At 70.0% G+C, this 13,338-nt stretch carries 12 protein-coding genes; 5 read left to right on the forward strand and 7 right to left on the reverse strand.

What is annotated here, in order from left to right; genetic code table 11:
- Window positions 1-24: 24 nt before the first annotated feature.
- Both AV521_RS11370 and AV521_RS11375 read right to left on the reverse strand, forming a co-directional pair.
- Window positions 25-204, reverse strand: a complete 180-nt coding sequence (locus AV521_RS11370; protein ID WP_076087162.1) for a DUF397 domain-containing protein — start codon at window positions 202-204, stop codon at window positions 25-27.
- Window positions 201-1,010, reverse strand: coding sequence for a helix-turn-helix transcriptional regulator (locus AV521_RS11375; protein WP_256725507.1), 810 nt, complete (start codon window positions 1,008-1,010; stop codon window positions 201-203). Before AV521_RS11375 ends, AV521_RS11370 begins: the two co-directional genes overlap by 4 nt.
- Before the next feature lie 83 nt (window positions 1,011-1,093).
- Here AV521_RS11375 and AV521_RS11380 point away from each other — a divergent pair, with 83 nt between their 5' ends.
- Entirely contained in the window at window positions 1,094-1,525 is a 432-nt protein-coding gene (locus AV521_RS11380; RefSeq protein ID WP_076087166.1) for a hypothetical protein, read from the forward strand.
- A gap of 61 nt (window positions 1,526-1,586) precedes the next feature.
- Here AV521_RS11380 and AV521_RS11385 read toward each other — a convergent pair whose 3' ends face one another.
- Window positions 1,587-1,781: a hypothetical protein gene (locus AV521_RS11385; RefSeq protein WP_076087168.1), complete on the reverse strand. Its 195-nt coding sequence runs from the start codon at window positions 1,779-1,781 to the stop codon at window positions 1,587-1,589.
- Between the two features lie 224 nt (window positions 1,782-2,005).
- On the opposite strand from AV521_RS11385, the gene AV521_RS11390 reads away from it, so the two are divergent.
- Together AV521_RS11390 and AV521_RS11395 are read left to right on the forward strand one after the other, a co-directional pair.
- A complete protein-coding gene (locus AV521_RS11390; RefSeq protein ID WP_305965158.1) occupies window positions 2,006-2,962 on the forward strand; it encodes a helix-turn-helix domain-containing protein in 957 nt (318 codons plus the stop codon).
- A gap of 97 nt (window positions 2,963-3,059) precedes the next feature.
- Window positions 3,060-4,850, forward strand: a complete 1,791-nt coding sequence (locus AV521_RS11395) for an RICIN domain-containing protein (protein ID WP_079249206.1) — start codon at window positions 3,060-3,062, stop codon at window positions 4,848-4,850.
- A 67-nt stretch (window positions 4,851-4,917) separates the two neighbouring features.
- Here AV521_RS11395 and AV521_RS11400 read toward each other — a convergent pair whose 3' ends face one another.
- Window positions 4,918-5,508 carry a Uma2 family endonuclease gene (locus tag AV521_RS11400; RefSeq protein ID WP_076087173.1) on the reverse strand — a complete coding sequence of 197 codons (591 nt, stop codon included), beginning with the start codon at window positions 5,506-5,508 and terminating at the stop codon, window positions 4,918-4,920.
- 88 nt (window positions 5,509-5,596) lie between these two features.
- Window positions 5,597-6,280, reverse strand: a complete 684-nt coding sequence (locus AV521_RS11405; protein WP_076087175.1) for a GDSL-type esterase/lipase family protein — start codon at window positions 6,278-6,280, stop codon at window positions 5,597-5,599.
- A gap of 133 nt (window positions 6,281-6,413) precedes the next feature.
- On the opposite strand from AV521_RS11405, the gene AV521_RS11410 reads away from it, so the two are divergent.
- A complete protein-coding gene (locus AV521_RS11410) occupies window positions 6,414-7,406 on the forward strand; it encodes a hypothetical protein (protein ID WP_076087177.1) in 993 nt (330 codons plus the stop codon).
- An 86-nt stretch (window positions 7,407-7,492) separates the two neighbouring features.
- Here AV521_RS11410 and AV521_RS49235 read toward each other — a convergent pair whose 3' ends face one another.
- Together AV521_RS49235 and serC are read right to left on the reverse strand one after the other, a co-directional pair.
- Window positions 7,493-7,852 carry a hypothetical protein gene (locus AV521_RS49235; protein WP_076087179.1) on the reverse strand — a complete coding sequence of 120 codons (360 nt, stop codon included), beginning with the start codon at window positions 7,850-7,852 and terminating at the stop codon, window positions 7,493-7,495.
- 984 nt (window positions 7,853-8,836) lie between these two features.
- Window positions 8,837-9,955 carry a phosphoserine transaminase gene (serC, locus tag AV521_RS11420; RefSeq protein WP_076087181.1) on the reverse strand — a complete coding sequence of 373 codons (1,119 nt, stop codon included), beginning with the start codon at window positions 9,953-9,955 and terminating at the stop codon, window positions 8,837-8,839.
- 147 nt (window positions 9,956-10,102) lie between these two features.
- Here serC and AV521_RS11425 point away from each other — a divergent pair, with 147 nt between their 5' ends.
- On the forward strand, window positions 10,103-13,276 hold the full coding sequence (locus AV521_RS11425) for an FAD-binding and (Fe-S)-binding domain-containing protein (protein ID WP_076087183.1): 3,174 nt from the start codon (window positions 10,103-10,105) through the stop codon (window positions 13,274-13,276).
- The last annotated feature ends 62 nt before the right edge of the window (window positions 13,277-13,338 follow it).

Below are 13,338 nucleotides of genomic sequence, written 5' to 3' on the forward strand. Positions count from 1 at the left end.
CTAGCCAACGGCTTCAAGTGCGCTCTATGCAAGCGACGCGAGGGTCGTTATGAACGCCGTCCAGGTGGTGGGGGTGACTTCGAGGGTGGGGGCCGGGGCCTTTGAGTCGCGGATGTGGATGGTGGCGGGGGTGGGGGCGACTTCCAGACATTCGCCCTCGCCGTCGCTGTAGCTGCTCTTGCTCCAGTGGAGGTCCGTGGTCATAGCTCCCGTGCCACCTTTTCGATCAGCGTCGCGGACTCCTCGGGGGTGAGGGCCTGCGCTCGGAGAATGCCATATTTGCCGAACAGGTCACCTACGTCGGGCTGTTCGCTTACGAAGTAGCCGCCACGGTGGCCTTCGACGTAGGCGAGCCGGTGTCGATCGGCGGTCTCCAGCAGGCTCATGCGGCCGGCGAGCCCGGCGTGGTCCTGCCGGTCGTGCGGCATGACCTGAACCTCGACGTTCCTGAGCTCACCGATCGCGAGGACGTGGTGCAGTTGCTCCTTGAGCGTGTCGCTGCCGCCCAACGGGCGCGTGAGGATGCTCTCTTCGAGTACATAGCTGACGGTGGGTGGGGGTTTCCGCGTGTAGAGCTGCTGCCGCTCCTGACGGGATACGACCCGCCTCTCGATCTCTTCGTCCTCCAAGGTCGGGCACCGATTGGAGCTGAAGACCGCCCGCGAGTAAGCCGCAGTTTGAAGCGAGCCAGGAATCAGGTTGGTCTGGTACACGTGCAGCGCGGCGGCCTTCTTCTCCTCCACCAGGTAGTCCTCGGTCCACGGCGGAAGCCCGTCCTTCTTGAACTCTGTTTCCGCCACAACGAGCAGTGCACCTTGTGCACCCAGCACCTGGTCAGCGATCTCGACGAACTGCCCCCTCGGGGACCGCTCGCCCCGCTCCACCATCGCCACCTGCGACTTGGAGTAGCCGACGTGATTGCCCAGGCCTTCCTGCGTCATCCCGGCTCGCTCGCGATGGAACCGCAGCAACCCACCGAAGACCTTCGAGCCACGATCACCAGGACGCACACCGACCTCCCCAACTGCACATCCCCGCACCAACATTGCCTGACCCTGGTCACAGTATGTGAGCGGCCGGAAACATCACGTGCATGAACGACAGAATCTCCACCCCCTGGATCCCGGCCTGGATCCCCCACTCCGGTCACGCTCTTCGCCACGCAGGGATCCACTTCGACGCCGTACGTATCAAGGGCGCCGCAGGCAGCCGCGTAGCCTCGGAGCTGATGGTGCGGACCGGCTTCGAGGCGGGAGCCATCGTGCAGGGGGCGACAGGGGAGCGGTACATGTACTTTCTGCTGCCCCCGGAGACGGTGGGAACGTACGAATGGCCGCCCGGCGTACGGGTGTTGACGCGAGGCAGAGGCGACCGCACCTTGTCCTACGTGGGCGTACCCGCGCTGACCGGGGTCACCTGGCCGCTGGGCTGGAGGTCGGTGCCGACGGAGGAGAGGCTGTTCGTGGTGGGGAAGTTGCTGGAGGAGGTGGCGGGGCGGGTCCTGGTGGCCGGAGCCGTGAAGTGACGGGAACACCGGCAGGCACCACCCTCTGCCCGACGGGTGGTGCCTGCGGTGCTGTCGAGGCTCAGGCCTTCTTGACGCCCGTCGCGTGTCCGGGCTGGTCTACCTCGAACTGGACCTTGTCCCCTTGACGCAGGTTCCCGCGCTCGGCGGGGTTCTGGAGGTCACTCTGGGAGAATGCCAGCCTCTGACCCTTTTCGTCCTTGATCATGCCCTCGCCCGGGCCGGCGATCCACTGCTCAACCTTGCCTGTAGACATGCCTGCGTCTCTTTCGCTCGATGGGGGGTACGAGACCCGGTCACAAGCCGGGCTCCCTCCCATCGAAACCGGACCCGAGTACGACAGCGACCGCTGTGGGCCGAACGGGTGAGGGAACCGGGCTGTTCAGTTGCCCCGTCATCCCCCCGGGGGGCCTTTGACCAGCGGCTTAAGAAGTGGTGAAGAGACAGTTGTTGGACGAGATGGTGTTCCGGAGCGAAGACGTGTCCGCCGCGGACCGGTTCGACTACTGGACCGAGCTCCTGGGCCGTACCCACGCGCCCATGGACCTGCGCAGCGACCACACCGACGACTTCCGGGCCTCCCAGCGGGTGCTGGACCTCGGTGCCGTCACCGTGTGGTCCGCCACGTTCCAGCCGCTGGTGTTCCAGCGCACGCCGAAGCTGATCCGGCAGTCCGACCCCGAGGCGTACCACCTGTCACTCGTCGTTCGCGGGACCGGGGCGGGCGTGTGGCGGCACCGGGAGACCGCGTACAAGCCGTACGACCTGTTCATCAACTCGTCCTCGCTGCCGAACGACGTCTACAGCACCGGGGAGATGGTCCAGACAGTGGCGCTGGAGGTTCCCAAGGCCCTGCTGCCGCTGCCCCGTGACATGGCCGCCCGGATCGTCGGGGCGCCGGTGTCGGCCCGGGAAGGCATGGGAGCCCTACTGGCCCAGTTCCTCACCCAGTTGATAGCGGACCCGGCCGCGTACCAGCCCTCCGACCGGCCGCGGCTGGCCGCCATCGCGACCCCGCTGGTCGCCGCGCTCTTCGCCCACCTGATCGAAGCCGGTGACTGCCTGCCCCCGGAGACCCACCAGCGGGCCCTCACCCTGCGCATCCAGGCGTTCATCCGGGAGCACCTGCACGACCCGCAGCTCACCCCGAGCACCATCGCCGCCGCGCACCACATCTCCACCAGCTATCTGCACCGCCTCTTCCAGCACGAAGACGCCACAGTCGCCGCGTGGATACGCCGCCTGCGCCTGGAGGCGGCCCGCCGCGACCTCGCCGACCCGGCGCTCCGCACCCTCCCCATCCACGCCATCGCCGCCCGCTGGGGATTCCCCCGCGCCGCCGACTTCAGCCGCGCCCACCGCGCGGCCTACGGCACCACGCCCAAGGACCACCGGCACCAGGCTCTGGGACTCATTGCGAAGGGGAGTGTGGACTGATTGCTAACGACTCTTCGGTGGGATTCCGAGATCCTCCACCCATACGGCTGGTGCTTCGCGGGGGACAGCGCGAGCCACCGAACGAGAACGGGGAGACATGACTGCGAAGCAACGGGGCCGTCGCAGAGGACGGATCACAGCGGCGCTGGTCGCTCTGACGTCATTGGCGGCGCTGGTGTCGGGTACTCAGCAGGCGATCGCCGACAACACGCCCGTCCACGACAAGGACAAACCGTTCACGAGCGAGGACGCATCCCGCTTCGTTCTCCATCCGCGGGAGATGCCAGGTGTTGACGAGGGCGAGACAGCACGGTCGGTGATCGAGGGGGCCGAGGCGAAGGGCGTCGTGTCGAGGGTGTCGCCGCTGAGCGTGGCCCAGTCGCGGCAGCATGTCGGCCGCCCCCTGTGCCACACGACCGGGATCAACGGCACGCTCAAGTACAACGGCTTCTGCTGGGACGAGACGGACGACTGGACCAGCGCCTATGACCCGGCCGGGGGCTGGCACCCGCAGGGGTTCACCGCCTCGCACGACGCGGACCCGAGCGGCACGATCGACGGTCACCACCTGTACATGGCGACCTGGTACTACGGGCACGGCTCCTCGCAGAATGAGGAGGAAGACGCGAAACTGCGCAACCTAAAGGCTCGTATCTCCATCCTGGAGTCGACCGGCACGGACTGGAGTTACGGGCACGTGCTGCTCGTGAAGCCGACCGGCAGCCGGGCCAACCCCAACTTCACCTCGGTCAACGACGTACACGCCGACGGGATGGTCTGGTACGGGAACAGGCTGTTCGTGGCCAACGGCGGCGAGTTGCAGATCTACGACCTCAACCACCTGTGGATGGTGAACTCCATCTCCAAGGAGTCGGGCATCTCGGGCGGCACATCCTCGGCCGAGTACCACCAGTGGGCCCTGCCCATGGTCGCCCGCTACTCGAACCGCACCAAGGCAGAGCAGGACAACGCCAAGCCCAAAGAGCGCAGCAACATGTACTGCACGGGGCCCATCGCCTGCCTGAGTTCCTTGAGCCTGGACCGCAGTGTGTCACCGCCGCGCCTGGTCTCCGGACGCCACGGGGATGCCGATCGCACCACCCCTGTGGACGTGATCCGCTGGCCGATCGAAGACCTCGGCGAGGGCGGCACGTCCCCCGTCACGGCGACGGCGGCCTACCAAGCTCCTGTCCACGGCTTGCAGGGCGTGGCCACCGACGGCACGTACTACTACATGTCGGCCATGTGCGAAACGGACTACATGGGAGTCACCAACCCCACGGACCCGGACGCCTACTCCTGCATCTGGCGGGCCAAGCCGAACGGCACCGTGTCGATCCTCACCCGCGATTCGCCCCTCACCCAGAACCTGTCCTACTCGTTCTCCTCGGGCCGCCTGTGGGGCATGAACGAGCGCACCGGCAAGCGCGTCGTCTTCTCCCTGCTGCCGCGGAGAATCGATGATGCCCAGTACCTGTACAACGACTACAGCAAGCTGTGCGCGGGCGCCGGCAACAAGATCGAGAACAGCACACCGGTCATCCAGTGGGGCTGCACCAGCGCCCAGGACGAGCGCTGGGTGTTCGAGGAGACCAAGGACAACAACGGCAACCCCGCCTACATCGTCCAGAACGCGTACTCCGGCAAGTGCATGGGCCCGGCCTCCAGCCTGGCCAACGGGGCGGGCATGATCCAGTACACCTGCAACGGCGCGGTGGACGAGAAGTGGTGGTACGACCAGGACACCCACGAGCTGCGGAACGTCTACTCGGGCAAGTGCCTGGGCCTGGGCTCCGCCGCCACAAAGGGCTCTCAGCTCATCCAGTGGCCGTGCAACGGCGCCCAGGACGAGCGCTGGACCATCTCCAAGACCGCCCCCAACGTGTGACCTGAACACCCGCCTCCGACGGCCCGCCGGGAAAACCGGCGGGCCGTCGTCGCGTTCCGGACAGGCCCTAGTCGCGCGGGAACACGTCGGTCTTGAGGACGAGGTCGACGGCGGTGCCGGTGAGGTCGACGTCGGTGCCGAAGTCCACCGATGTCGTCATGGCGTAGTCGTCGCCCTTCGGGTGGGTGTAGATGTGGCACCGTCCCTGGTAGGGGTCGGCGATGAGGTAGACGGGGACCTCGGCGGCGGCGTAGGCGGTCTTCTTCGGGCCGTAGTCGTTGGCGGCCGTCCCCTGAGAGATGACCTCGGCGACGAACTCGACGTCCTCGTAGCGCCAGTGGCCCTTGTCGTCTTTCTTCGCCGACTCCTTGAGCATGGCGACGTCCGGGCAGAAGCCGTTGTCATGGCCCGGGAAGTCGATCCGGACGTCCGAGAACACCTTGTCCATCCCGAACTTGGCCGCGACAGCCGCCGCGATCCGGAAGATGATGTTCCAGTGAGTGTCCCGCTGTGGCGTCACATAGACGTAGCCCCCGACGATCTCGACCCTGAATCCTTCGGGGACGGGCATCCGCTCAAGGCGCTCGAACCACTCGTCCAAGCCCATGGTGTCGGCGTCGGCGTCGGCCATCTCGATCCTGTCTTCAAGGACGGTCATCGTGGCGCTCCTCCCCGGCTGCCCCACGGACAGGTGCAGCCGCGCAGTACAACGATACGCACCGTAACCGGGAGGCGCCGGAATCAAGTCAAGCTGTTCCAGCCGCGTACGCCTGACCGACCCCCCACGCCTCCCGCATCGCCCCCGCGAACGCCTCCGCGATCCGGTGCTCCCCGTTCGCGTTGGGGTGCGTGCCGTCGTAGGTGTCGACGTGGATGTCGTACGACTCGGGCGGCGAGGCCAGCAGCAGTGGCGAGCGGGGTTCGTCCAGGTCTGTGGCTGTTTTCGCCAGCAGGACGTTGAAGAGGTCCACCTGGTCGGCGAAAGACGCGTCCGCCTCGGCGCGGATGTTCGGGATCACCGGGAGCAGGACCATGCGGAGGTGGGGGTTGGCCTCCCGTGCGCCCGTCACGAACGCCCTCACGTTCTCCGCCGTCTGTTCGGCGTCGGTGTAGAAGCCCAGGTCGATCAGGCCGAGGGAGACGAGGAGCACGTCCGCGCGGTGTGTGCGTACCGCCTCGCCGATCAGCGGAGCCATGTGCAGCCAGCCCTCGCCCCAGCCCGCCAGGTGGCGGCGGGGGAAGGCGGGGTCGGCGTAGGCGTAGGACGTCGGGGCGTCGGCCGACTTGTCGTACAGCTCCTCGCGCGGGCCGACGAAGGTGAACGGGCTGTCGTACGTGTCCCGCAGATGCTGCCACAGCCGGTAGCGCCATGTGTGCTCGCCGGCGCTCCCGATCGTCATGGAGTCACCTACGGGCATGAACCTGAGCATCCGCTCATGATGGACGATCACGCGCCGTGGTGGGGTGTGAGGCCCGCCACGTCCGGTGCGGCCTCCCTGGGGCGCTCCCTGTGTACCCCTGCGCACTCCGGTGAACCCCCGGAGGGAGTGGCAGGCTTGGGGCATGCGTCGATCGTTCGCCGTCCTCGCCGGGGTGCTGCTCGTCGGCGCCTGCGCGCTTCCCGCCTCCGCCTCCGCCGCCGACGGCGACGGTGACGGCGACCAGGGGTTCACCCTCAAGGACCCGCGGATCACCGAGTCCAGCGGGCTCGCCGCCTCCCGTCTCCACCCCGGTGTCTACTGGACGCACAACGACAGCGGTGACGGTCCGTACGTCTACGCCGTGGACAGCCGGACCGGGAGGACCGTCGCCCGGATCACCCTGCGCGGCATCGGGTCCCCGCGCGACGTCGAGGCCGTCTCCATCGGGCCGGACAACGAGATCTACCTGGGTGACATCGGCGACAACCTCGGCGGTAAATGGCCGTATGTCTGGATCTATCGGCTGCCCGAGCCGAAGGAGTTGAAGGACCAGACGGTCACCGCCGCGCAGTACGTCGTGAAGTACGCGAACGGACCGCGCGACGCCGAGTCGCTGATCGTCCACCCGAAGACCGGGCGGGTCTACATCATCGACAAGAAGGAGGACGGCGGGCATCTGTACGAGGGCCCGGCCACCCTCTCCGGCTCCGGCGCGAACATCTTCAAGCCGATCGCCCCTGTCGACCTCTGGGCCACGGACGCGGCCTTCTCGCCGGACGGCCGACAGCTCGCCGTGCGCGGCTACTTCGGCGGGATCTCCTACGACTGGAACGGCGGCCGCATCAAACGCGCGGGCCAGCTCGACGTACCCCTGCAGGATCAGGGCGAGGGGGTCAGCTACTCCGCCGACGGGACCAAGCTGCTGTACAGCAGCGAGGGCGCCGACAGCGAGGTCGTGGCGAAGGACGTGCCCGGCCTGCCGCCCGCGTCCAAGTCGCCGTCCGCCAGGGGGAGTTCGGGTTCCGGGGGTTCCCTGGGTGTTTTGGGCGGCGGGAGCCTGAAGGCCGGCGCCGTCATCGTCGCCGCCGGGGCGCTCGCCCTCTTCGGGGTGCGACGGCTGCGGCGCCGGGGCTGAGCGGTCACTGGCCGGCGTGCCCCGCCCACCCCTTTTTTGGCGGGCGGGGCACGCCCGAGACGGGGCGCACGTTGCCTGTTGGGGCACTAGGTAACCGGTGTCACGTCGATGACGACCGCCCCGTTCCCGCCGGCGTTCCCGGCCGTGCCGTCTGCTCCGGCACTCCCGGCGGAGCCGTTCGTGGCGGAAGCGCCGCCGCTGGTGGCGCCGGTACCGCCGGTACCACCGTCGCCCCCCTTACCGCCGGCGCCACCACTGCCGCCCGCGCCGTAGGTGAGGCTGTCGGCGGTGATGGCTGTACCACCGGCCCCGCCGCTGCCGCCGTCGCCGCCCGTGCCGCCGCCTCCGCCCGCGCCGCCCGTGCCGCCCGACCGGCTCGCGCCACTGGTGCCGGCCCCGCCGGTGTTGCCTACAGCGCCGGCGCCGCCGTTGTCGCCGTTCGTCATGGCCTCCGGGACACCGGGAGCGAGTAGGCAGCGCGATGTTCCGCCACCCGAACCACCAGGACCGGTGATGGTGCCTCCGCCTCCGCCGCTGCCGCCGCCCCCGCCGGCTCCGCCGACCGGACTACCGGCAGCGCCGCCTCCGCCTCCCGCCCCGCCTGCCGCGCCTCTGCCGCCGGCGGTGCCTCCCGGAGCAAACGCCAGGTCCACGCCCGTAGTGACGGTCACCCTGCTGTCCGCACCCGCGCCACCGGGTGCGCCGGAGGTGCCTGCGCTGCCGAGACCGCCGCCCAAGGGACCGCCGGCGCTGCCGCCGCCCCCGCCGCCTCCGCCGGTCCCCGCGACGCCGCCGGTTCCCCCCGCTCCCACCACGACGGTCAGGGTCTCGCCGGCGAGAGCCACCTCGGTGCACTTCACGAAGCTTCCGGAGCCCCCGCCCCCGCCGGCGGCTCCTCCTCCGCCGCCCCCGCCCCCGCCTCCGCCTCCGCCGCCCGCCCCTAGAAGGGCGTTGCCTCCGCCTCCTCCGCCGCCCCCGCCGTCGGCACCGGCTCCACCGCCACCGCCTGCCCCGGAAGCCCAGACCCTGATGGTCAGGATGTTCAGCTCGCCCGAAGCGGGGTTGCCGGGAACCGTGAAGGTGGACTGGCCCGGAGACGTGAAGGTGAACCGAGGGTCCGGCCAGGCCGCGGCGCTGTCGGCTCCCAGCATCGGCGGGAGCAGCCCGCCCACCAGTGCTGCCACACCTACGCCGACCCATCTGCCCCGGCCCGAGTGTTTCTGCCGCTTCATCCGCCGTTTCATCTGCCGGCTCATCACCATGCGCTGCCTCCCCTGGCTCGTACGTGCACTCCCATGGGGATTGTTGGCGCGGCCGAATGACGCCAAATGCCGCGAGGAGGGGCGTGAAAGAGCAAACGAAGGGCGTCCGGTGGCCACCGGACGCCCTTCGTTGTCGTAGCCGGGACGGCTACGTCGTAGACGAGACGACTACAGCTTCTCGATGACGTAGTCGATGCACTTCGTCAGCGCCTCGACGTCCGCCGGGGCGATCGCCGGGAACATCGCGATGCGGAGCTGGTTGCGGCCGAGCTTGCGGTACGGCTCGGTGTCGACGATGCCGTTGGCGCGCAGGACCTTGGCGACGGCGGCCGCGTCGATGTCGTCGGCGAAGTCGATGGTGCCGATGACCTGGGAGCGCTTGGCCGGGTCGGTGACGAAGGGGGTGGCGTACTTGGATTCCTCGGCCCAGGTGTAGAGGCGGGTGGAGGAGTCCTTCGTGCGGGCCGTGGACCAGGCCAGGCCGCCCTGGCCGTTGAGCCACTTCAGCTGCTCGTTGAGCAGGAAGAGGGTGGCGAGGGCCGGGGTGTTGTAGGTCTGGTTCTTGCGGGAGTTGTCGATCGCCGTGGGGAGGCTGAAGAACTCCGGGACGTGGCGGCCGGACGCGTGGACGCGCTCGGCGCGCTCGATCGCGGCCGGGGAGAAGACGCCGAGCCACAGGCCGCCGTCGGAGGCGAAGGACTTCTGCGGGGCGAAGTAGTAGACGTCCGTCTCGGACACGTCGACCGGGAGGCCGCCGGCGCCACTCGTCGCGTCCACGAGGACGAGGGCGCCCTCGTCGGCCCCGGTCACCCGCTTGATCGGCATGGCGACGCCGGTGGAGGTCTCGTTGTGGGTGAAGGCGTAGACGTCGACGCCCGCCTCCGCCCGGGCCTCGGGGTGGGTGCCGGGGTCGGTGCTGATGACGGTGGGTTCGGCCAGCCAGGGGGCGAGCCCTGCGGCCTTGGCGAACTTGGAGGAGAACTCGCCGAAGCTGAGGTGCTGGGACTTGTTCTCGATCAGGCCGTGGGTGGCGATGTCCCAGAAGGCGGTGGAGCCGCCGTTGCCGAGGACGACCTCGTAGCCCTCGGGGAGCTGGAACAGTTCGGAGATGCCCTTACGGACCTCGCCGACCAGGTTCTTGACGGGCGCCTGGCGGTGGGAGGTGCCCAGCAGGGACGTACCGGTGGCGGCGAGGGCGTCCAGCGCCTCGGTGCGCACCTTGGAGGGGCCCGCGCCGAATCGTCCGTCGGCGGGCTTGATGTCAGCGGGAATCTGGATGTCGGCCACGGAAGGGAGGTTAGCCGGTGGGGGAAACCGGGGCGAAACCTCGTCCGTCGGGTGAGACGGGGTTCGTGTCGCCGTCCCAGGAGCCTCCGCCCCCCGGGATCTTTGCCCAGCTGCCCGCCGTCCCCGGATGGCTGGTTTGCTGGACGTATGACAGATCTTGCGGGCGAGCTTCGTAAGGTCGTCCGGGGTGACGTCGCTTTCGACGTCACCTCCCGGGCGCTGGTCACCATGGACGCCTCCAACTACCGGCGTGTCCCAGCGGGCGTGGTCGCCCCCAGAGATGCCGACGACGTGGCCGCCGTACTGGAGGTGTGCCGGGCGCGCGGGGTGCCGGTCGTGCCGCGCGGCGGGGGGACGTCGATCGCCGGGCAGGCGACCGGTGCCGGCGTGGTGCTGGACTTCACCCGCCATATGAACGGGCTGCTGTCGGTCGACCCCGAGGCCCGCACGGCCGTCGTACAGCCGGGGCTGGTCCTCGACCGGCTCCAGGAGGCCGCCGCCCCGCACGGCCTGCGCTTCGGCCCGGATCCGTCCACGCACAGCCGGTGCACGCTCGGCGGAATGATCGGCAACAACTCCTGCGGCTCGCACTCGGTGGCCTGGGGCACGACCGCGGACAGCGTGCTGGAGCTGTCCGTCCTCACCGCGCGCGGGCGCCGGCTGCGGCTCGGGCCGAACTGGGCGGGCGCGCCCGAGGGGCTGCGCGAGCTGGTGACGGGGGACCTGGCCCGGCTGCGTACCGGCTTCCCGGACCTGCCCCGCCGTATCTCCGGGTACGCGCTGGACGCGCTGCTGCCCGAGAAGGGCGCGGACGTCGCCCGTTCCTTCTGCGGCTCGGAGGGCACGCTGGGGGTGCTGACCGAGGCGGTCGTGCGGCTGGTGGAGGCCCCACGCGCGCGTGCCTTGGCCGTGCTGGGGTACGGCGACGAGAGCGCCGCCGCCGAGGCCGCCGCCGGTCTGCTGCCGTACGGTCCGCTGACCGTGGAGGGCATGGCGGCCGACCTGGTGCGCTCACCGGCCGGACTGCCCAAGGGGGGTGCCTGGCTGTTCGTGGAGACGGGAGGGGACTCCGCCGCCGAGGCACGCGCGCGTGCGGAGGACGTCGTCCGCGCGGCCGACGTGGTCGGTTCGCTGGTGGTGACGGACGCAGCCGCCCAGCGGGCCCTGTGGCGCATCCGCGAGGACGCGAGCGGTACGGCGACCCGTATGCCGGACGGCTCCGAGGCCTGGCCCGGCTGGGAGGACTGCGCGGTGCCGCCCGCCCGGCTCGGCGCCTATCTGCGGGACTTCCGCGCGCTGCTGTCGGCGCACGGCCTGCGCGGCACGCCGTACGGCCACTTCGGCGACGGCTGTATCCACGTCCGCATCGACTTCGACCTGCTCACCGAGGCCGGCATCGGCCGTTTCCGCCGTTTCTCCGAGCAACTGGCCGGCCTGGTGGTGGCGCACGGCGGCTCGCTGTCCGGGGAACACGGCGACGGACAGGCCCGTGCGGAGCTGCTGCCACGTATGTACGGCACGGAGACGGTCCGGCTCTTCGAGCGGGCCAAGGCGGTCTGGGATCCGGACGACCTGTTGAACCCGGGGATGCTGGTCCGTCCGGCGCGGCTGGACGAGAACCTCCGCTTCGCCGTACTGCCCCGTGAGCCGGTCGAGGTGGCCTTCGGCTACCCGGCGGACGACGGCGACTTCCGCGCCGCCGTGCGCCGCTGCGTGGGCGTCGCCAAATGCCGTACGACGACCGTGTCCGGCCCGGCCGTGATGTGCCCGTCCTTCCGGGCGACCGGCGAGGAGGAGCACTCCACGCGGGGCCGGGCCCGGCTGCTGCACGAGATGCTCGCGGGTGAACTGGTCACCGACGGCTGGCGTTCGACGGAGGTCCGCGACGCCCTCGATCTGTGCCTGTCCTGCAAGGGCTGCCGCTCCGACTGCCCGGTCGGCGTCGACATGGCCACCTACAAGGCGGAGTTCCTCCACCACCACTACGCCGGCCGCCGCCGCCCAGCCGCACACCTCAGCATGGGCCGCCTGCCGCAGTGGCTGCGCTGGATCGCCCTCACCCGCACGGCTCCACTGCTCAACGCCCTTGCGCGGGTGGGGCCGTTGGCGCGTGCGGGCAAGCGCCTGGGCGGGATCGCGGCCGAGCGGGAGATTCCTTCGCTGGCGACGCAGACGTTCACCACTTGGTGGCGCACCAGGAAGCCTGTCCGGGGTACCGGGGCACCGGGAGCCGACGGCTCGGGCCGGAGCGGCTCGGGTCCGGGCGGACTCGGGTCGGAGGGTTCGGGTCCGGGTGGACTCGGGTCGGAGGGTTCGGGTCCGGGTGGACTCGGGTCGGACGGTTCGGGTCCGGGTGGTTCGGGTGTGGGTGGTTCTGGGGCGGGTGGTTCGGGGGTGGGTGGTTCGGTCTCCGGTGGTTCGGGTTCGGATGGTTCGGGCTGCGGCGGGTCGGGAACGGATCGCTCGGGTTTGGATGGTTCGGGCTCCGACACGGATGGTTCGGGCTTCGGCGGCTCGGGGACCGGGGGCCTGGTCGTGCTCTGGCCCGACACCTTTACCGAGTATCTGTCCCCGGCCGTCGGCCGGGCCGCCGTCCGGGTGCTGGAGACCGCCGGGCTGCGGGTGGCCCTGCCACCGACGCTGCTGCTCCGCGGGGGAGGGATCGGCGCCGGGCGGACCAGGTCGGCCGCCGCGCTGCTCACCGCTCGCCGAGCCCGCGTCTGCTGCGGCCTCACCTATGTCTCCACCGGCCAACTCGACCAGGCCCGCGTGGTCCTGCGCCGCACACTGGACCTGATGGAGCCGGTGCTGCGGGCCCAGGTCCCCGTCGTCGTGCTGGAACCGAGCTGCGCGGCGGCCCTCCGTACCGACCTGCCCGAGCTGCTGCACGACGACCCGCGAGCCGCCCAACTCGCCTCGGCCGTCCTCACCTTCGCCGAGGCCCTGCGGCGGCACGCCCCGCACTGGACCCCGCCCGCCCTGAACCGCCCGGTCGCCGGCCAGACCCACTGCCACCAGCACGCGGTGCTCGGCGACACCGACGACCGGCGGCTGCGCGAGGCCGCGGGCCTCACCGGCGAGCTGAGCGGCGGCTGCTGCGGACTCGCGGGCAACTTCGGCTTCGAAAAAGGCCACTTCGAGGTGTCGAGGGCCTGCGCGGAAGAACACCTCCTGCCCTCGGTCCGTAAAGCATCGGAGGAGACCGTGATCCTGGCCGACGGCTTCTCCTGCCGCACCCAGCTCGACCAACTGGCCGGCGTACGGGGACGGCATCTGGCCGAGGTACTGGCGCAGGCGCTGGAGAAGGAATCGGGGAGTTGAGAGGTGTTCGCGGATGCGAAAAGGGAGTTGGCAGCGAACACATGGACCGGCAGCGCATACGT

Source organism: Streptomyces sp. IMTB 2501 (genome assembly GCF_001953885.1).
Lineage (GTDB): Bacteria > Actinomycetota > Actinomycetes > Streptomycetales > Streptomycetaceae > Streptomyces.